Origin of the sequence: Clostridium beijerinckii (assembly GCF_018223745.1) — a bacterium.
In the GTDB taxonomy this organism is placed as follows: Bacteria; Bacillota; Clostridia; order Clostridiales; family Clostridiaceae; genus Clostridium; species Clostridium beijerinckii.
Genome location: NZ_CP073653.1, coordinates 1,926,384 through 1,945,000, shown reverse-complemented (window position 1 = coordinate 1,945,000; position 18,617 = coordinate 1,926,384). Strand labels below are relative to the sequence as shown.

The 18,617-nt window shown below is 28.9% G+C and carries 20 protein-coding genes; 5 read left to right on the top strand and 15 right to left on the bottom strand.

The genetic code is table 11. The features are described 5' to 3' along the window. Window positions 1–288: 288 nt before the first annotated feature. Complete coding sequence (locus KEC93_RS08950; protein ID WP_011969080.1) at window positions 289–702, top strand: DUF1284 domain-containing protein; 414 nt, start codon at window positions 289–291, stop codon at window positions 700–702. Between the two features lie 153 nt (window positions 703–855). Here the strand turns inward: KEC93_RS08950 and trpA are convergent, their stop codons facing one another. From trpA to trpE, 7 genes are all read right to left on the bottom strand, one after another. Further along, the gene (gene trpA, locus KEC93_RS08945; protein WP_017208947.1) at window positions 856–1,632 is read right to left on the bottom strand and encodes a tryptophan synthase subunit alpha; all 777 of its coding nucleotides are present in this window, start codon (window positions 1,630–1,632) and stop codon (window positions 856–858) included. Further along, window positions 1,632–2,807 carry a tryptophan synthase subunit beta gene (gene trpB, locus KEC93_RS08940; protein ID WP_017208946.1) on the bottom strand — a complete coding sequence of 392 codons (1,176 nt, stop codon included), beginning with the start codon at window positions 2,805–2,807 and terminating at the stop codon, window positions 1,632–1,634. The genes trpA and trpB overlap by 1 nt, the downstream gene beginning before the upstream one ends. A gap of 21 nt (window positions 2,808–2,828) precedes the next feature. Continuing rightward, window positions 2,829–3,518 (bottom strand): phosphoribosylanthranilate isomerase, encoded by a 690-nt coding sequence (locus KEC93_RS08935; RefSeq protein WP_011969077.1) that lies wholly within the window; start codon window positions 3,516–3,518, stop codon window positions 2,829–2,831. A gap of 42 nt (window positions 3,519–3,560) precedes the next feature. Further along, window positions 3,561–4,364, bottom strand: coding sequence for an indole-3-glycerol phosphate synthase TrpC (gene trpC, locus KEC93_RS08930; protein WP_077855706.1), 804 nt, complete (start codon window positions 4,362–4,364; stop codon window positions 3,561–3,563). Window positions 4,365–4,388: 24 nt separating this feature from the next. After that, the gene (trpD, locus tag KEC93_RS08925) at window positions 4,389–5,405 is read right to left on the bottom strand and encodes an anthranilate phosphoribosyltransferase (protein WP_207652012.1); all 1,017 of its coding nucleotides are present in this window, start codon (window positions 5,403–5,405) and stop codon (window positions 4,389–4,391) included. 82 nt (window positions 5,406–5,487) lie between these two features. Further along, entirely contained in the window at window positions 5,488–6,075 is a 588-nt protein-coding gene (locus tag KEC93_RS08920; protein ID WP_017208942.1) for an anthranilate synthase component II, read from the bottom strand. Beyond that, window positions 6,072–7,463, bottom strand: coding sequence for an anthranilate synthase component I (gene trpE, locus KEC93_RS08915; protein ID WP_077869460.1), 1,392 nt, complete (start codon window positions 7,461–7,463; stop codon window positions 6,072–6,074). Before trpE ends, KEC93_RS08920 begins: the two co-directional genes overlap by 4 nt. A gap of 730 nt (window positions 7,464–8,193) precedes the next feature. Here trpE and KEC93_RS08910 point away from each other — a divergent pair. Next, window positions 8,194–8,379: a hypothetical protein gene (locus tag KEC93_RS08910; RefSeq protein ID WP_023974682.1), complete on the top strand. Its 186-nt coding sequence runs from the start codon at window positions 8,194–8,196 to the stop codon at window positions 8,377–8,379. 74 nt (window positions 8,380–8,453) lie between these two features. Here the strand turns inward: KEC93_RS08910 and KEC93_RS08905 are convergent, their stop codons facing one another. Then, a complete protein-coding gene (locus tag KEC93_RS08905; protein WP_011969072.1) occupies window positions 8,454–8,882 on the bottom strand; it encodes an RrF2 family transcriptional regulator in 429 nt (142 codons plus the stop codon). A 323-nt stretch (window positions 8,883–9,205) separates the two neighbouring features. On the opposite strand from KEC93_RS08905, the gene KEC93_RS08900 reads away from it, so the two are divergent. Further along, window positions 9,206–10,315, top strand: coding sequence for a DEAD/DEAH box helicase (locus tag KEC93_RS08900; RefSeq protein ID WP_077830663.1), 1,110 nt, complete (start codon window positions 9,206–9,208; stop codon window positions 10,313–10,315). Window positions 10,316–10,529: 214 nt separating this feature from the next. On the opposite strand, the gene KEC93_RS08895 is transcribed toward KEC93_RS08900, so the two are convergent. Next, the gene (locus KEC93_RS08895) at window positions 10,530–11,222 is read right to left on the bottom strand and encodes a cyclic nucleotide-binding domain-containing protein (RefSeq protein ID WP_039770497.1); all 693 of its coding nucleotides are present in this window, start codon (window positions 11,220–11,222) and stop codon (window positions 10,530–10,532) included. A gap of 172 nt (window positions 11,223–11,394) precedes the next feature. Here KEC93_RS08895 and KEC93_RS08890 point away from each other — a divergent pair, with 172 nt between their 5' ends. After that, the gene (locus tag KEC93_RS08890; protein ID WP_011969069.1) at window positions 11,395–11,817 is read left to right on the top strand and encodes a DMT family transporter; all 423 of its coding nucleotides are present in this window, start codon (window positions 11,395–11,397) and stop codon (window positions 11,815–11,817) included. Between the two features lie 21 nt (window positions 11,818–11,838). Further along, a complete protein-coding gene (locus KEC93_RS08885) occupies window positions 11,839–12,300 on the top strand; it encodes a DMT family transporter (protein WP_011969068.1) in 462 nt (153 codons plus the stop codon). 93 nt (window positions 12,301–12,393) lie between these two features. Here KEC93_RS08885 and KEC93_RS08880 read toward each other — a convergent pair whose 3' ends face one another. From KEC93_RS08880 to KEC93_RS08855, 6 genes are all read right to left on the bottom strand, one after another. Beyond that, the gene (locus KEC93_RS08880; RefSeq protein WP_077869461.1) at window positions 12,394–13,173 is read right to left on the bottom strand and encodes a M48 family metallopeptidase; all 780 of its coding nucleotides are present in this window, start codon (window positions 13,171–13,173) and stop codon (window positions 12,394–12,396) included. A gap of 81 nt (window positions 13,174–13,254) precedes the next feature. After that, window positions 13,255–15,291 (bottom strand): GTP-binding protein, encoded by a 2,037-nt coding sequence (locus tag KEC93_RS08875; RefSeq protein WP_077869462.1) that lies wholly within the window; start codon window positions 15,289–15,291, stop codon window positions 13,255–13,257. A gap of 281 nt (window positions 15,292–15,572) precedes the next feature. Continuing rightward, window positions 15,573–16,274: a lysophospholipid acyltransferase family protein gene (locus tag KEC93_RS08870; protein WP_011969065.1), complete on the bottom strand. Its 702-nt coding sequence runs from the start codon at window positions 16,272–16,274 to the stop codon at window positions 15,573–15,575. Window positions 16,275–16,540: 266 nt separating this feature from the next. After that, a complete protein-coding gene (locus KEC93_RS08865; protein ID WP_077869463.1) occupies window positions 16,541–17,467 on the bottom strand; it encodes a ribonuclease Z in 927 nt (308 codons plus the stop codon). Between the two features lie 69 nt (window positions 17,468–17,536). After that, window positions 17,537–18,319 (bottom strand): peroxide stress protein YaaA, encoded by a 783-nt coding sequence (gene yaaA / locus KEC93_RS08860; RefSeq protein ID WP_023974684.1) that lies wholly within the window; start codon window positions 18,317–18,319, stop codon window positions 17,537–17,539. Window positions 18,320–18,452: 133 nt separating this feature from the next. Then, window positions 18,453–18,608: a hypothetical protein gene (locus KEC93_RS08855; protein ID WP_011969062.1), complete on the bottom strand. Its 156-nt coding sequence runs from the start codon at window positions 18,606–18,608 to the stop codon at window positions 18,453–18,455. Between the last annotated feature and the right edge of the window lie 9 nt (window positions 18,609–18,617).

Sequence of the window (18,617 nt, the reverse complement as noted above, 5' to 3'; positions counted from 1 at the left end):
ACTTAAACACCTCATTTCCTCAAAATTATAACATTATTAATTACAATTTACTATTTATATTCAATACACCTTAATAAAACTATTTTTTAACTGATGTATTATTATATTTTACTCCTATAAAAAATTCATATCCAGATATTTTATAGACTTCTTTATCATAAACTTTATTTTCAACATAAACTATTTCATAAATCAATCATGCAAATAGTCAACCTTACAATTCCATAAGGTTGACAAACTATTTTTATATGCTATATACTGGAAGAAAAATTAGATGGAGTTATAAAAATGTTATTACTTAGACCACATCATATAAATTGCTTATTTTTTTATCAAGGATTAGGATACAGTAAGGATTTTACAATAGGCATGGATAAATTGGTAACTTTAATTAAGGAAAATCCTTATTCTAAAGTTATGTTCATTGTAGGATGTGATATCCTATGTAATAATTGTCCTAATAGACAAGTTAATAATTGCTGCATCACTCAAAATAAAGTTAATGAATTAGATTATAATACTTTACGAACATACAATATCAAAGAAAATAAAGTATATACGTTTCATGAAATTATAGATACTATTTACAAAAATTTTAGTGAAGCTAAATTTAATAAAATATGTAGCTCATGTAACTGGTACAAAAAAGGAATATGTACGCAAAGTATAATTAGCTGTCAAATTGAAAAATGGGACTTATAAAGCAAATATCCAATATATACTTTTCACTACTTCAGCCAGTTTAACATAAAAATATGAAATCCACTTTATCTTTACGATAAGGTGGATTTAACTGAAAATATCATAATAATAAATATGATATTTTTTTATAGCTCATATTAAATATACTTTATATTATTTAAGACCATCACTTAAATCTTTCACGAAATCTATTACTGCTTCTTTGCCTTCTGCCATTCTCTTCACTATTGCACTACCTACAATTACCCCATCACAATAGTCTTTAACTTCTTTTACTACCTCTTTTGACGAAATTCCAAAACCGATGCACATTGGTATATCTACGTTCTTTCTAACTTCTTCTAAATATTCATGAGTGCCAGAATCCAAAGTTTTTCTTTCCCCTGTAGTTCCATTTGTAGATACACAATATACAAAACCTTTTGCCCCTTTTGTTATTGCTGCTATTCTATCTTTTGAAGTTCTAGCCACTAGAGGAATTAAGTATATGCCATTATCTTCACAAATTTTATCAAGATCTCCCCTCTCCTCTAGAGGGACATCTGGAACTATAAGCCCATCTACACCGCTTTTTGCCGCTATTTTTAGGAAATTTTCTACTCCAGTAAAGTATACAACATTGAAATACACCATTAATACAATCGGAACTTCTGATTTTCCCCTTATTAATTCTACACATCTAAATACGTCTTTTACTTTTGTTCCATTTTGAAGCGCTTTAGTATATGCATTTTGTATTACTGGGCCATCAGCAAGAGGATCTCTAAAAGGCACTCCAATTTCAACTATAGTTGCTCCTTCTTTTTCTAAAGACACTATCAAATCAGCTGTTTCTTCAACCGTGAAATCTGCCCCACATGTTACAAAAGGTATTAAGGCTTTTCTATTTTCTTCTTTTACTTTATTAAATGATAAATCTATTCTATTCATTATTTTTCACCTAGATATGCAAGCACAGCATCCATATCTTTATCTCCTCTCCCTGAAATATTTACAATTATGATTTTATCGCTGCTAAGTGTTTGTGCTAATTTTTTAGCATATGCTACAGCATGAGATGATTCAAGGGCTGGTACTATCCCTTCTATTCTTGTTAAATACATAAATCCATCTCTTACAGCTTCTTCATCTGTTATGCTTTCATATTCAGCTCTATTAGTTTCAGCTAAATATGCATGTTCAGGTCCAACTCCTGGATAATCAAGACCAGCTGATATTGAATATGCTTCAAGCACTCCACCATCATTATCCTGAAGTACATAACTCAACATTCCATGTAAGATTCCTTTTTCCTTCTTTGTAATGGTTGCTGCATGTTCTCCAGTTTCAATACCTTTACCTGCAGCTTCAACTCCAATAAGATTAACTTCCTTGTCGTGAATAAATGGATAAAATATTCCTATTGCATTGCTTCCTCCACCAACTGGAGCTAAGATATAATCCGGTAGCCTTCCTTCAAGCTCTAATATTTGCTTTCTAGCTTCATCACCTATAACTCTTTGGAAATTCCTAACCATAGTTGGATATGGGTGAGGACCAGCAGCTGTTCCTAAAACATAGTATGTATCTTCTACATTTGAGGCCCAATATCTAATTGCTTCAGTTACTGCATCATTTAATGTTCTTACTCCATTTAATACTGGAACAACTTCAGCACCCAAAAGTTCCATCTTCTTAACATTCATAGCTTGTCTCTTTATGTCTTCTTCTCCCATAAATATCTTACATTCCAAGCCAAACTTTGCTGCTACTGTAGCTGTTGCAACGCCATGTTGTCCAGCACCTGTTTCTGCTATAACTTTCTTCTTACCCATTCTTTTAGCTAAGAGTACTTGTCCTAAAGCATTATTAATTTTATGAGCGCCAGTATGATTTAAATCTTCTCTCTTTAAATAAATTTTTGCCCCACCTAAATCTTTTGTCATATTTTCAGCATAATAAAGTGGACTTGGTCTTCCTGTATAATAGTTTAAATAATACATGTACTCATCCATAAATTCTTTATCATCTATCACCTTATTGTAAGCATCTTCAAGTTCAATAAGTGCATTCATTACAGTTTCAGGAACATATTGCCCCCCAAATTCATTAAATCTACCTTTCATTACTTTTCCGCCTTTCTTGATTCAATTAATATTAATTGCTCTCACTTTTTCAATTAAACTTCTCATCTTTTCAAAAGATTTTGTTCTAGTTCCATCTTCATTTGTTATTTCTATCCCTGATGAAACATCAATTCCATAAGGACTTACTTTCACTATTCTTTCAGCTACATTTTCTGGTGTTATACCACCTGCCAAAAAGAAACTGCAGGTATTGTTAGTTAGATTACAATTATTTTCCTTGTTAGAATCTACTTTTAATAATTCGCATATATCTTCTAATGGAAAAGTTTCTCCACTACCTGGTTTATCCCCATCAATAAGGATATTATCAATTGAATCTCTATACTTATGATCTGCATATTTTCTTATATTTTCAGCATCGCTTATTGATAATGCTTTCCATATACTTACTGATTTCTCCACTCTTGCCTTTAACGATGATATAAAGTTTTCATCTTCTTTTCCATGAAGCTGAATAATATTTAAAGGTAGTATGTTAATTACATCTAGAATTTCATCTATAGAATTATCTTTAAATACTCCAACGATTTTTATTTGTTTATCTAAATTATTAGATAACTGTTTAGCTTCTCTTACTGTTACCTGTCTTTTACTTTTTGTAAAAACAAATCCCATATATTCTGGCTTTAATATATTTAAATATTTAATCTCATTCTTATTAGTTATCCCACAAATTTTAACTTGAATCATATCAAATCCTCACATAATCTAATATTATTTTAGATTTATAAATTACTTATTATTTCTAAATTCTTTATATTTAGCTTTAAATTCAGAATCATTTATTTTTCTCATAAATAATTCTCCAATTAAAACTCCATCTACTCCATATTCCTTAATTACATTCAAATCTTCTATACTCATGATTCCACTTTCAGCTATTATTATCTTATCTTTTGGAATACACCGAATTAATTCTTTAGTTATATCTAACGAAACATTGAAATTTTTTAAATCTCTATTATTAACTCCAATAATTTCACAATCATATTTAAGTGCTAAATCTAGTTCTGCCTTATTATGAATTTCTACTAATGGTTCTAAATTAAATCTCTTTGCTTCTTTGTAAAACTCCCCCAACCTTTCACCTAAAACACTAGCAATAAGCAAAATTCCATTCGCGCCCAAAACTTTCGACTCATAAATCTGGTAGAAGTCAATTATAAAATCTTTACGCAATATTGGAGTATGCGAAATTTTTCTAATTTCTTTTAAATAATCATCACATCCTAAAAAGAAATCTTCTTCAGTTAGAATTGAAAATACATCTATTCCAATATACGTATAATAGTTTAATATTTCTTTTATATTAAAGTCCTCTACAATAATGCCTTTAGATGGTGATGCCTTTTTAAATTCTCCTATTACTGATAACCCATCTTTTCTTAATACCTTTATAAAAGGATTTCTAAAACTTGCTTCTACTTCATTTTCAACTCTAAATAATGCTTGTTTTTCTAATTCTTTCATAGGAATTTCTTTTTTTCTCTTCTCTACCCTTATTTTTTTCATTTCAATAATATCATCCAAAATCAAAAACATTGCCCCCTTTATTATTATTTAAACTATCACTTGCAAACTAGAAAGTTCCTCATACTTTTTATAAGCTGCTCTCGAATCAATGAGCTCTGATGCTTTTTTAATACCATCTTCTATGGAATCAACTAAGTTCGCTACGTATAATGCGGCCCCCGAGTTCAAAACTACAATATCTCTTTTAGGACCTCTTTCCCCCTTAAGAATTTTAATTATTATTTCTGCGTTTTCTTTTGCTTCTCCACCCTTAATATCATCTAAAGTAGCTTTCTTAAAACCTAGCTTTTCTGGATCTAGTTTGTAATTTTTAATTTTTCCATCTTTAACTTCACATATACTTGTTGATGTAGTAATCGTAATTTCATCTAACCCATCATCACCATGAACAATCATTGCTCTCTTTAATCCAAGATTTAGCAATACTTCCCCAATATCCTCTAGTAAAGCTCCATCATATACGCCCATTAGTTGCCCAGTAATTGGTGCTGGATTTGCTAACGGCCCTAGTAAATTAAAAATTGTTCTTATTCCAAGTTCTTTTCTTTCTTTTGATACATTCTTCATAGCACCATTGTATTTTGGTGCAAATAGAAATGCCATTCCATTTTCCTCAATGATTTTTTTACTTTGAATTTCATCAAAATCAATATTTATTCCAAGTTCAACTAGTACATCTGCACAACCACTTTTACTCGAAACTGCGCGATTCCCATGCTTTGCAACCTTAGCACCACCACTTGCTGCAACTATTGCTACTGCTGTAGATATATTAAAAGTTTTTGAACCATCTCCTCCTGTACCGCAGGTATCAATCAAATGTTCTGTGTTTTCTATTTCAACTTTTACCCCATTATCTCTAATTGCTTTAACTGCACCTAATATTTGCCTTGGAGTTTCCCCATTTACTCTAAGGCCAACTAAGAAACCTCCAATTTGTGACGAAGTTGCTTCCCCTTTCATAATCTGATTAATTACACCTCTTACTTCATCTTCAGTTAATTCTTCCCTTAAAGCCAACTTCTTGATTGCATCATTTATGATCATTTTAATGCCCCCTTAAAATTTATAAAATTGCTTATTTCAGCGCTTTCACATTTAATATCACATTCTTTAATATTTAATTTTAATCGCCTAATGTGTCCCCACAAATATTAATCACAAAATTTCCAATAATATGTTTACCTTTTGCTGTATATATTGATTCCGGATGGAATTGAAGTCCAAAAACGTTATATTCCTTATGCTTAAGTGCCATTATATAGTTGCCTTCAACAGTTAAAGCTAGTACTTCAAGACAGTCCGGAAGTGAACTATTCTCAACTATAAGCGAATGATATCTCATAACCTCTAATTTTCTTGGTATTCCTTCAAATATATCCTTTCCTTTTACTTGAATTTTTGATGTTTTGCCATGAAAAATTTCGTTTGCTCTAATTACTTTTCCTCCATAAGCTTCTGCAATGCTTTGATGCCCAAGACATATACCTAAGATAGGAATCTTATTTCCCAATTCTTTTACAACATCTATCGATATACCTGCATTCTCTGGAATACCTGGTCCTGGGGATATTACTATACCTTTTGGATTTAGTTCTCTCAACTTCTCTACAGTTATTTCATCATTTCTAAAAACCACTGTTTCTGCAAATTCACTTAAGTATTGATATAAGTTAAATGTAAATGAATCATAATTATCTATTAAAGCAATCATCTTAAAGCCTCCTTTAAAGCCATTAGTTTACTTTGAACTTCTTCAAATTCTTTTTCTGGAACTGAATCATATACTATTCCAGCTCCTGCCTGAAGATAAGCTGTTTTATCTTTTAATATTAACGTCCTTATAGAGATTGCTGTATCCATATTTCCTCCATAAGAAAAATATCCAACGGCCCCTGAATAAATTCCTCTTTTGAAATCTTCAAGATCTTCTATAATCTCCATGGCTCTGATTTTAGGAGCACCAGATACTGTTCCTGCTGGAAGGCAGGCTGCTAATGCATCAAATCCATCTAAATCATCTTTTATATCCCCAACAACCTTAGTAGTAATATGCATAACATGCGAAAACCTCTCAATTTTCATAAAATCGCTCACATTAACTGTTCCTATCTTGCTTACTTTACCTATATCATTTCTTCCTAGATCAACAAGCATAACATGTTCTGCAAGCTCCTTTTTATCTTCAATTAATTCTTTTTCAAGTGCATTATCAATTTCTGGAGTTTCACCTCTTTTTCTAGTTCCAGCTATAGGATTTGTAATAACTTTTCCTCCTCTCACCGATACTAAACTTTCTGGTGATGATCCTATAACTTGATAGCTATCATAATCTATTAGGTACATATACGGTGAAGGGTTCTCTTCTCTAAGCTTTCTATATATCTCAAAATGGCTTTTTTCAGTTTCACAAGTCATTCTCTGTGATAATACAACTTGGAATATATCGCCTGCCAATATATGTTCTTTTGCTTTTCTAACTTTTTCTTCAAAATCTTCTTTGGATGTATGAAATCTGAACGAAACATCTTTCTTTCCTTTCGATGGCTCTGTTACTATCGGCTTATAAAGCAGACTATTTATATATTCATATTGTGATTCGATTATTTCATCATACTCTCGAGCATCGTTTTTTAATATGTTGTCTATAATATAAACTTTATGAGTAAAATGATCGTAGCAAATATATCTGTTATAAAAATTAAATCTTATTATAGGAAGCTTTAAATCATCTTTGTTATTAAAATTAAGTTTTTTCTCATAAAACTGTATGGAATCATATCCCATATATCCTATAGCCCCACCTTTAAATGAAAAAATATTAGTACTATTATCAAACTTTAATCTACTTTCTTTTTTGAGTTCATCTATTTCTTCTTTTCCATCCCCACAAATTTCTTTATAGGGATTTTCTCCCAAAAACGAATACCTGCCGAAATAATTTTCTTTACTTCCACTTTCGAAAATAAATTTTCTTTTACCTTTGAATCCACCAAAAATTTTAATAGGAGTAATTTCATCTCCTCTAAATTCACTTATTAATGAAAATATATATTCATCCTTCTTTTTTTGATTAAAAGTTTCCTTTGAAATATTAATCATGATTCTCCCCCCAATTTTAGTTAAATTATATAAAAAAAGCCACTCCATCCCGAATATTGGGACGAAGTGACTCGTTATGCCACCCAAAATCAAATACAATCTAAACGGTATTTCTCATAGCTACTTTAATCTTTAAATAATAGTCAAATTTAATATGGCGAATAGTAAATACTTTTACTTCTAACTCTATATTTAATAGAATTAAAAGTATTTTATAAGAACAAATAACATATTAAACTTATTAAAAATAAAAAAACATCCCGTCCTAAATAGGACGAAATGTATAAATTTCGCTATACCACCTAATGTATATATGCTATCAGATACTATTATGAAATTCAGTCAAACACAAAATTTCCTAATTATATCCTGTCATTTTAACGGCTGACTTCCCGTACATTCCTACTCTTAAAATTTCAAAATGTCACCTCAAAGACCCATTCAATAATATCTTCAGTACTCGACTCTCACCAAACATCGAACTCTCTTTACACTAAGTTTTATTATCTACTATTCTTATCAAAGGTTTTAATTTATTGAACTTATAATAACATAGTCTTAAGAATAATACAAGCCCTTTTAACATAGATAATTTATCTATAATATTAACTAAAAACATTATAGAAATATATAATTCACAATAAATATTTAAATTGAATATACTACCTTAGTAATTAATTATCCATTACTCTTTCTAAATTATTTATATTTCAATGAAAGGAGTTTTCATATGGAAACAGCATATGATTTATTTAAAAAATTACTTGTAGTTATGGCCGATATAGATAGAATTTTAGATGAAAAATCTAAGATAATTGACTCTAAACGTATAGAAATCTTAGATAAAAAAATAGATTCCTTGGAATTAGAAATGTTTGAATTAAAAAACAAATTAAAAAGCATTAAGCTAAAATAAAATAAGCCTACAGTAATGGTAGGCAGTACATATTTAGTAGCAGTAAATATATATCTACTGCTACTAAATCATGATTAAATATAATACATATCTTCTTTATTGTATTTTTTATAATCATTAACCAAATCCTCTAAAGTTATAGAATTGAAAAAATTAATTATTTTATTATTTATAACATTCCACAAATTTTCGCTCATAAAATTTTCTATTTCATTTTCATCATTCTCTATATCAATTAGAAGTAAATCACCTTCTAGAACATTTAATATATCTCCAATTGTAAATTCTCTAGAACTTTTAGCCAAAAAGTAGCCTCCTTGAGCTCCTTTCTTAGCATTTATAATGCCTCCTTTTCTTAAAGAAGAAAATATTTGTTCCAAATATCTCTCAGATATTCCTTGTCTTTCAGAAATACTTTTTACAGTAACCATCTCTGAAACCGAGAATATACAAATATCAATTAATGCTCTTAATCCATATCTACCTTTTGTTGAAATCTTCATAAAATCACCGTATCTTGCCTTTCTTCTATATTTAATTATATTAAGACACATTTAGAAAATCAACTATTAAAAGTTTTGTTTTACATACGATTTTCTTCAAATCTTTCTTTATAAATATATAAAATACTATCTTTTTCCCATAATTGTAAATACATTTTATTCTTCCTATTATAATTTAACACATTTTATTATTTTGTAAAACTCTTTTATATAGTAGATTGACTTTTAATGCTAGATAATTATATTATAAAGAATAGTGTCTAACATAAAAAGAAATACTTAAATTGATACTTTATTTGTAAATTATGAAAGGTATGAAAATAATGAATTTTAAACAATTAGGTCTTAGTGACGATTTAATCAAAATACTAAATAAATCAGGGATTGCTGATCCCACACCAATACAGAAGCAAAGTATCCCCAAAATAAGAGATGGTAAAGACGTCATTGCAGAAGCAGCTACAGGAACTGGGAAAACCCTTGCATTTTTACTTCCTCTTTTAGAAAATATAAATTCAAAATCTAATGAAATTCAGGCTCTCATATTGACTCCAACTCGAGAGCTTGCAATACAAATAACTAATGAAGCTAACAAACTCAAAGAATTTAATGATATCAATATATTACCTGTTTACGGAGGTAAAGATATTGCTTCGCAGTTAAAAAAACTAAATAATAATATTCACTTAATTATTGCAACTCCAGGCAGACTATTAGATCATCTAGAAAGAAAAACTATCGACTTAAGTAAGTTAAAAACTTTTATCTTAGATGAAGCAGATCAAATGTTACTAATGGGATTTAAAAACGAAGTTGAATCGATTATAAGTAAGATGCCTAGAAAAAAACAACTTCTTTGCTTTTCAGCTACAATTGACTCTTCTGTAAAAAAACTAGCTTATAGATATATGAAAGATCCTATTGAGGTATTCATAAAACAAGATGATATAGCTCTAGATGCTATAGAACAAGATATTGTTGAAACTACTGATAGAAAAAAACGAGATGCTTTATGCAAAGTTCTAGATGAAGATAATCCATTTATGGCTATTATATTTTGTAGAACAAAAAGAAGAGTTGATGAACTTGAAGCAGTCTTGCATACTCGTAAATATAATTGCGAAAAATTACATAGTGACATCCCTCAAAATAAAAGAGAGAGAATAATGAAATCTTTTAGAAATGCAGAAATTCAATACTTAATTGCTACCGATGTTGCCGCAAGAGGACTAGATATAAATGGAATAACACATATTTATAATTACGATATTCCTGAAAGCGTGGAAAGTTATATACATCGTATTGGTAGAACTGGAAGAGCTGGCGAAAGCGGCTATACATGCATGTTTATAGATCCAAAGAACATAAAAGACGTCAACGAAATTGAGGGCGCAATTGGATTTAAAATAAGAAGACGAAATGTAGAAATATAAAATTCAGACCACTAGCAGTTTTGAAAATACTAAATCAAAATTTTGTGTGAGTAAAAGTCCTCTACTAAAAATAATTTTAAACTTAGTAGAGGACATTTTTTAATACCATTCTTAAATATATAATTCAATTCATATTTATCTAAATAAGCCTTTGCATCAATCTATGCTAATTATATATCTGGTGGATCCTAAAATAAGTAAATACAACAATCTGTTATTTATATAAATCTCCTGCTAAATACAATAATTTATCATAATCCTGAATAAAATATTCCTTATTATCTCTTTTCAAAATCCCTTCTAAGCAAAGCTTATTCAATGTTCTACTTAAATGCCTATAACTTGTTCCTAGCAATTCTGCTATTTCAATATAATTTTCTCTAAATACAATTTTTCTAGTATTTGAATTTTCAATTTCAGAGAATGCTATTATATAACTAGCAAGCCTATTTTCAAGTGGATATAATAAGTTTATTGAAGTATTAGTACTGCTATTTGTTAATTTCTCACTCAAATAGCTACATAAATTCACCAAAAACTTACAATCATTTATTAGAATTTTTCTTACAATATCAAATCTAATTCCTATACAGTAAGTGTCCTTAATTGCTTGAACACTGCAATCTGTTGGATTATTTCTCACAAATTCAGCATCTCCAATTATTGTAATCGGACTATAAAATGATATTAATAATGATTTACCATTTTCTAGATGCTTAGATACTTTAGCTTTTCCCTCAACTAAAAAATACATATTTTCTAAAATCTCTTCTTCCCTACAGATATATTCATTTTTATTAAACATATATAGTTCCATATATCTTCCCATATCTTCTGAAAATAGGTTTTCTAATTTATTTTTATTTATATATTCTGAAATCCTAATATTATCTTCTATCTTTATCAATGAAGTCAACTCCTAATAAATATTGAATAAAAAAATTAATTTTAAACATGACATTTGTCCTATATAAATCTCATTATAGTAATTTACAATATAAAGAGCAACTTTCCTATCAAAATAACTCTTAAAACTATTTATAAACAAAATAATAAATTTATTTAAGGAGATAGCACTTATGTATAATATTTTATCATTACTAATAGGCGTACTTATAACTATTATGATTGCTTTCAACGCTAAATTATCTGACGGACTTGGCAACTATTCTTCTTTAATTGTAATTCACTTTGTAGGATTAATAATTGTTATAGGAATAGTCATCTTTAAAAAGATTAAAATTACTTTTAAGAATAATTTACCATTATATCTTTATATTGCTGGGGCTATTAGTGTTTTCACCGTTATGTTTAATAACTTAAGCTATGCAGCTCTTGGAGTTTCTCTTCCTGTTGCATTAGGACTTCTAGGCCAACTATTAACTTCATTAGCTTTTGATCACTATGGATTCTTAGATGTGCCAAAGTCTAATTTTAATAAGAAAAAATTTATAGGCCTCTTAGTTATAACAGCTGGAATCTTTATCATGTCATTTTTTTAAAAGAAAGGAGCAATTATTAATATGTTTTTTGTTTTAATTTCGATAGCAGCTGGCGCTATTGTAGTAATTTCAAGAATTCTAAATACTAGACTTTCTGAGAAGGTAGGGTTAGTACAATCAAGCTTTTTTAATTATATTACTGGTTTAGTTGCATCAATATTATTATTTATTATTATAAAAGATAAATTTTTACTTGAACAATTTCGCACTCTTCCACTTTATGCTTATTTAGGTGGTCTATTAGGAGTAATTGTTGTCATCTTATCTAGTGTTATAACGCCAAAGATGACCTCATTTTATGCCACTTTATTAATATTTATTGGACAACTTTTTACTGGAATCATTTTGGATTGTGTGATACAAAATACTATTCCATTAGCCAAAATCATCGGGGGACTTTTAGTTGTCTTAGGTTTAGCGTACAATTTGCATATAGATGCATCTACACAAGAACTTACAGAATTAGATGAAAATATTATATAGGCTAATCTACAAATATGTAATTATAAAAAGAGGTAACATACAAAAACAAAGTGTTACCTCAAAATCCACATATTATATTTTACAGTGTTTATCCTATAAATACATATTTAATCCATTTAATTTAAGCCATTCATGTTTTTCTTTATAATCCGGCATTATTTCATGAACTCTATTCCAGAAATCCTTTGAATGATTCCTGTGGTCCATATGGCACATTTCGTGTACAACAATATAATCCAAAACATCAGGTCTTGCCATACTACATCTCCAATTAAATAGAATAACATTTTTCCATGTGCAGCTTGCCCATCTTCTTTTTTGTTCCTTAACTCTTATACCTGTAACCTTGTCTCTAAAATTCTTTGAATAATAACCTATTCTTTGTGTAACAATCTCCAAAGTTTCTTTTCTATACCACTTTTCAAATGCTGCCCTTAATTTTTCTATTTCCATTGTATTTGTGTGTATTATAAAACATTTCTCCTCATTACTGATATCTATATCTCCTAATAGCTCTTTACCATTTCTATATACATTATTAAAATTTCCACTAAGTTGAATATATATGTTCTTTATTTTTTCATCAAAAATTAATTTAAAAGAATACTCTTTTCCTAAATATATAAATGTGCTTTCTGGTGTAAAATCTCTCTTAGTCTTTTTTGAATTTCTTTGAATCATTTCTTTCTGCTTTTCAAAAATCCAATCTGACCTTTTTCTCACAACTAACATAATATAATCTTTGCTAGTTTTTAAAGGAGCACTAACAACAACTTTTCCACTTTCTTCAATTTTAATACATATAGTTTTTCTTTTCCTACGAATTAACTCAAATTCTATAATCTTCTTTTCAAACTCCAATTTATATTTCATTTTATCTCCAAATTATTAAATTTGCATTATAATTATTAAAATGAGTAATTACCTAAATGCAAATTTACTATAGTAACTTATTTATGCATCAAATTCAATATGCATTTCCTCATCAGCTCTATCCCATGTGACCAAATAGCCTTGACCATGCGAACAAAATACTGATGTTGACGTATATTCAATATCAGCGTTTTTATTGTATGCTTTAGTTTCTATTACTTCTTCACTATTATGGCATAAATCATATCCATCATATATTAAGTTTATGCTGCCTTTCCCTCTTGTAAAAGCTATAACTTCCATACTGTAATCCATAAATGTTGATACTGGTCCCCTCCCATTTATTATCACTTTATTTTCTAGCATTTCTATAGGTTCAAAAGTTCCACTTAGTTTTTGAATATCTGCTAAAATTCTTCCAACATGTTCATTAGAGGCTCCTATTACAAATTTATAATATGGTTCCAATAGTATATTATAAGCTTTCTCTAATCCTTGCCTTAATGCCCTAAATGTTGCCTCCCTAAAATCCCCCCCGCAAGTATGCTTATTATGAGCTCTTCCAGTTAATAGTGTTAACTTTATATCTGTTATAGACGATCCTGTTAATATACCATGATGCTCTCTCTCAAAAATATGCGTTCTAATTAAATTCTGATTTCCTTGAGTCAAATCATCGTCATGACATTTATTTTCAAAAACAATTCCACTATTCCTTGGCAACGATTCAAGTTTAAGATGCACTTCTGCGTAGTGTCTTAATGGCTCAAAGTGTCCACGACCTATAGATTCTTCTGCTATAGTCTCCTTATAAATAATTTGACACTTACCAAAATCAACTACTAAACCAAACCTTTCTTTAACTAGCTCCTTCAATACCTCTAGCTGAATTTTCCCCATTACATGCACATGGATTTCTTGAAGAATTTCATTCCATGTAACATTTAGTGATGGGTCTTCTGACTCTAGCACCTTGAAATACCTTAAAATTTCACGAGCATTGCAATTTTTATCAAAAATCACTTTAGACATTAAAGCTGGAGTCATTTCGTATTGTGTTTTTTCTTTTAGGTCCCCAATACCATCTCCTGCTACTGCCTTTGAAATACCTGTCACAGCAAATAAATCTCCAGCTTCTACAACATCCACTGCTTTAAATTTTTTCCCATTATATATTCTTATACTGCTTATCTTCTCAGTAATTTCGTTAGAATTTTCTTGTACATGATCTAATTCTTTTACGAATTCACCACCATAGCTTACTTCCTCTCTAATCTTTAACTTTCCTTTTAAAGCTTTAATAAAAGTTACACGATTTCCATTTTCATCATGACGAATTTTATACACACGCCCAGAAAATTTTTCATTACTTTTATACTCTGTATATGTTAATTTATCAATAATATTTAGGAATTCTATTATTCCATCATCTTGAAGTGCAGATCCCCCAAAACATGGAAATACTTTATTTTCTTTTATGAGTGATATAAACGTTTTTATCCAAAGATCATAATCATAGTTTCCTTCAATATATTTTTCTAAAAGTCCATCATTATGCTCACTTATAAATTCTATTAAATACTCATTTAAATTGAACTCATCAAATTTGTTTATATCATCTATTTCTTTTTTGCTGTCATAAATAAAATTATTATCTATATAACACGCATCACTCGATAAATCTCTTTTTATTTCTCTTATAACTCTATCTTTATCTGCTCCAGTTCTGTCTAATTTATTAATGAAAAATATAGTCGGAATCTTATATTTTCTTAATAAATTCCACACTGTCTTTGTATGACCCTGTACTCCTTCAACTCCGCTTATAATGATTATCGCATAATCCATAATTTCTATAGACCTTTCCATCTCTGTGCTAAAATCAATATGTCCTGGAGTGTCAATTAAGTAATACGTAGAACCATTCAGTTCAAAAGTCCCTTGATCAGAAAATACAGTTATTCCTCTTTCTTTTTCTATATTATGACTATCTAAAAATGAGTCTTTATGATCTACTCGTCCTCTATTTGTTATACTTTTAGTATGATAAAGTACTTGTTCTGAAAATGTAGTCTTCCCTGCATCAACATGTGCTAAAATCCCTATTGTCTTTTTCATCAAATCATCCTTATAGTTTATTTATAAAATAATTATTTACCTTAATCTTCTATTAGTATTTACTTAGAGTATATCACATAAATTATTTGGAAGTAATATAAAACAAATGCACAATATTCAACTAAGTAATCTCAAAGAAAAAACATAATTTAAATTTTATCTATAATTATCATAATAATTATTATATAAAATAAATTTCTTCTTCCCGTAAAATTATTTACTGAAAATTGTGCATTAGTATTAATACAAATAATTTAGTTCTAAAAATTATTAACTATTCTTTATTTTAAGTTATCTATAATTGTATTTCTTATATTCTCTGCTAAATTATACTCTTCTTCTTTAGATAAATTTTTAGTATCAATAGTTTTCCCAAATACCACTTTTATTTTTGTAGGTTTAAATTTCCTAGTATCTTCAAATGCTCTAGAAGCCCTATCTATACTTACTGGCACTATCATAGCTTGAGATTTAGTTGCTAATTTCAAACTTCCTTTTTTGAATTGCCCTACTTTTCCTTCTTTATTTCTAGTTCCCTCTGGAAATATAACCATTGAACTTCCATTCTTAATATTTTCAATTGCTTCATTTATTGATGCAATGGCAGCTCTTGTATTACTTCTGTCTAAAGGTACACATTTACTCTTTTTCAACCAGTAACCTAGTATTGGAGTTTTTAGCAATTCCCTTTTAGCAATAAATCCCATCTTCTTATTCACAGTATAAAGCAATATTATTATATCTAATATACTTGAATGATTACCTACAAACACGCATTGCTCTTCAGGTATATTTTCCGTGCCCGTCACATCTAATTCTATTCCTATTATTTTTAAAGTGAATTTACTCCAAAGATATGCAGTTTTTCTTACATACTCCTCAGCAGATTCATCACCCTGAGTTCTCAAAATAAATGTATGCTTAACTCCTTTTATCCTTACCCACAGCATATAAAAAACATAACATATTTTTTTTAAAAACATTTCTTGATTTCTCCTTTTTCTTTCGTCTCCAATTATTATATAATTTCTACCATATTATACTCTTTTTTTATTACATTGGCTATTTATATATGTAAAAATTATATAATTTCATTTTTTAAATTCACAACTAACTCAAATTCATGTTAATCTTCTTACTATCAAGTATAACATCAAAACCATATACACATTTAGATTAATGTACTCAAATACTAAAAGTAAAAAAACATAAAACTAATATTCATAATCGGTTTTATGTTTCTCCTGGATTAATCTTCATTAAAATTTAAAGTTGTTTTATACCTATCAAAGCCAATTATAGTTTTATCGAAAACTTCATTTGCATTATTTAAGTATTCTTCCGGCTCGTTCATGGCCGTTCCAAAATGAGTTAATAAAAGTTTTTTAACATTGCCTTTTAGTGCTAAATCAGCTGCTTCTCTAAAAGTCATATGTTTATTTTTAATAGCTTTAGGTAAATCTTTATCATCTCCATAAGTACCCTCACAAATGAAATAATCACTATCATTAATAAATTCTATTATATTTTTAATTGGTCTTGTATCTGTAATTATACTGACTTTTATTCCTTTCCTCTCTTCTCCCGTTACCATATCATTAGTATATAAAGCACCATCTAGCACAATATTTTCTTCATTTCTTTGCAACCTATTCCACAGAATTTTAGGAACTTTATTTTTTTCAGCTTTCTCTACATCAAATTTTGGCTGCCGTTTAAAATAAAAACAATAACCTATACATGGTGAAGAATGATCTAACTCTAGAACTGATATATCTACATCTAAATTTATATTACCATCAAATAATTTAAAGGTATCTTTAGGATTTTCTATTATATTAATTTCATAAGGCAACCAATTTGCTATTACTCTTAATTTTTCTACTGTTTCTCTTATTCCTTCTGGTCCTATAATTGTTATGGGTTCAGTTCTTCCACTATTACCTATCGTTCCAAGAAGTCCTGGAAGTCCTACAATATGATCGCCGTGGATATGAGTAATGCAAATAACATCTATAGACTTAAATCCTGTATTTGATATTCTCATTGATACTTGAGTTCCTTCACCACAGTCAACCAGAATTTTCCTTCCTCTATAGTTTATTAGTGTAGCTGATAGAAATCTATTGGGCATAGGCATTCCACCTCCGCAACCTAATAAAAGTATATCAATCATCTAATTTCACCTCCTTTATGTAAAATACATTAAATTAGCTTGTCTAAAAGCAAGTAAATCCAAAATTATCTAGTGACTATTATGTATATCTCTAGTAAATACCAAGTCCGCTTCATTAGATAACTCTTCATTAAATTCATAACCATCGTGATTGAATTCTTTTAATTCTTCTAAATCTTCTATCTTATTTCTTATAATAAAAGAGGTCATCAGCCCTCTTGCTCTTTTCGCCATTATAGTTATTATTTTATATTCTCCATCTCTATATTCCTTAAATATTGGTGTTATAACCCTTATGTCTCCTATTGTTTTAATATCTTCTATTGCTTTAAAATATTCATAAGAAGCTAAATTAACAATGGCATTATTTTCACGTCTTTCTATATCTTTCATAATATTACCTATTAATTTATTCCCCCAATAATCATATAAATTTTTAAACCCACCAATACCTAGCCTTGTTGCCATTTCTAACCTATAAAGATTTATTCCATCAAAAGGCTTTAAAACTCCATAAAGTCCTGATAAGATTCTTAGATTATCATTGGCATAAAAATAATCTTCCATCGTATAACTCCCTACATCAATTCCCTTAAAAACCTCACCTTTAAATGCAACTAGACACTGTCTCGCAGATTCTAAAGACTCTGACCAATTTTGAAATCTTTGGGTATTTAATTTAGCTAGCTTAGGACTTATTTTCATAAGCTTTTCCAAAGAGAAATTATCATATTTTTTCAACTCCTCAACTAATTCTCTAGCCTCATTTAAGAAATATGGCTTAGTCATTGGTAATGTCTCATTAAACTTAGAAAAATCTAAAGTTTTAGCTGGGGAAATTATTATCATCATTAAGTTTCTCCGCCTTTCATTTATAATATACTTCTTCTAGTTAATATAAATTTAGTATTAAATACTTACTTTGTGCTGTTCAAGTTACTTTTGAAAGTTTTATTCGTAATGAATTTATTATTTTATGGCCTTATTACTTATCAAATAAACCTCCACCGTTACCCACTTTTACACCTTTAGAATGTTTTCCTATAACTTTTTTTGCCCTTTGATTATTTTTACTGTTATTATTTTTTTGCTTCTTTTCCTCAATTATTTTTTTCATAATTTCTATGCTTTTATCGTTCATGTAAAATTC

Excerpts from the sequence above, each read along its gene's own strand:
- KEC93_RS08920 (WP_017208942.1), bottom strand. The coding sequence starts at position 6,075 with ATGATTGCTTTAATAGATAATTATGATTCATTTACATTTAACTTATAT.
- KEC93_RS08870 (WP_011969065.1), bottom strand. The coding sequence starts at position 16,274 with ATGTTTTTAAAAAAAATATGTTATGTTTTTTATATGCTGTGGGTAAGG.
- KEC93_RS08950 (WP_011969080.1), top strand. The coding sequence starts at position 289 with ATGTTATTACTTAGACCACATCATATAAATTGCTTATTTTTTTATCAA.
- KEC93_RS08900 (WP_077830663.1), top strand. The coding sequence starts at position 9,206 with ATGAATTTTAAACAATTAGGTCTTAGTGACGATTTAATCAAAATACTA.
- KEC93_RS08905 (WP_011969072.1), bottom strand. The coding sequence starts at position 8,882 with ATGAAGATTTCAACAAAAGGTAGATATGGATTAAGAGCATTAATTGAT.
- KEC93_RS08910 (WP_023974682.1), top strand. The coding sequence starts at position 8,194 with ATGGAAACAGCATATGATTTATTTAAAAAATTACTTGTAGTTATGGCC.
- trpA (WP_017208947.1), bottom strand. The coding sequence starts at position 1,632 with ATGAATAGAATAGATTTATCATTTAATAAAGTAAAAGAAGAAAATAGA.
- KEC93_RS08875 (WP_077869462.1), bottom strand. The coding sequence starts at position 15,291 with ATGAAAAAGACAATAGGGATTTTAGCACATGTTGATGCAGGGAAGACT.
- KEC93_RS08865 (WP_077869463.1), bottom strand. The coding sequence starts at position 17,467 with ATGATTGATATACTTTTATTAGGTTGCGGAGGTGGAATGCCTATGCCC.
- KEC93_RS08890 (WP_011969069.1), top strand. The coding sequence starts at position 11,395 with ATGTATAATATTTTATCATTACTAATAGGCGTACTTATAACTATTATG.
- yaaA (WP_023974684.1), bottom strand. The coding sequence starts at position 18,319 with ATGATGATAATAATTTCCCCAGCTAAAACTTTAGATTTTTCTAAGTTT.
- KEC93_RS08885 (WP_011969068.1), top strand. The coding sequence starts at position 11,839 with ATGTTTTTTGTTTTAATTTCGATAGCAGCTGGCGCTATTGTAGTAATT.
- trpE (WP_077869460.1), bottom strand. The coding sequence starts at position 7,463 with ATGATTAATATTTCAAAGGAAACTTTTAATCAAAAAAAGAAGGATGAA.
- KEC93_RS08935 (WP_011969077.1), bottom strand. The coding sequence starts at position 3,518 with ATGATTCAAGTTAAAATTTGTGGGATAACTAATAAGAATGAGATTAAA.
- KEC93_RS08880 (WP_077869461.1), bottom strand. The coding sequence starts at position 13,173 with ATGAAATATAAATTGGAGTTTGAAAAGAAGATTATAGAATTTGAGTTA.
- KEC93_RS08855 (WP_011969062.1), bottom strand. The coding sequence starts at position 18,608 with ATGAACGATAAAAGCATAGAAATTATGAAAAAAATAATTGAGGAAAAG.
- trpB (WP_017208946.1), bottom strand. The coding sequence starts at position 2,807 with ATGAAAGGTAGATTTAATGAATTTGGGGGGCAATATGTTCCTGAAACT.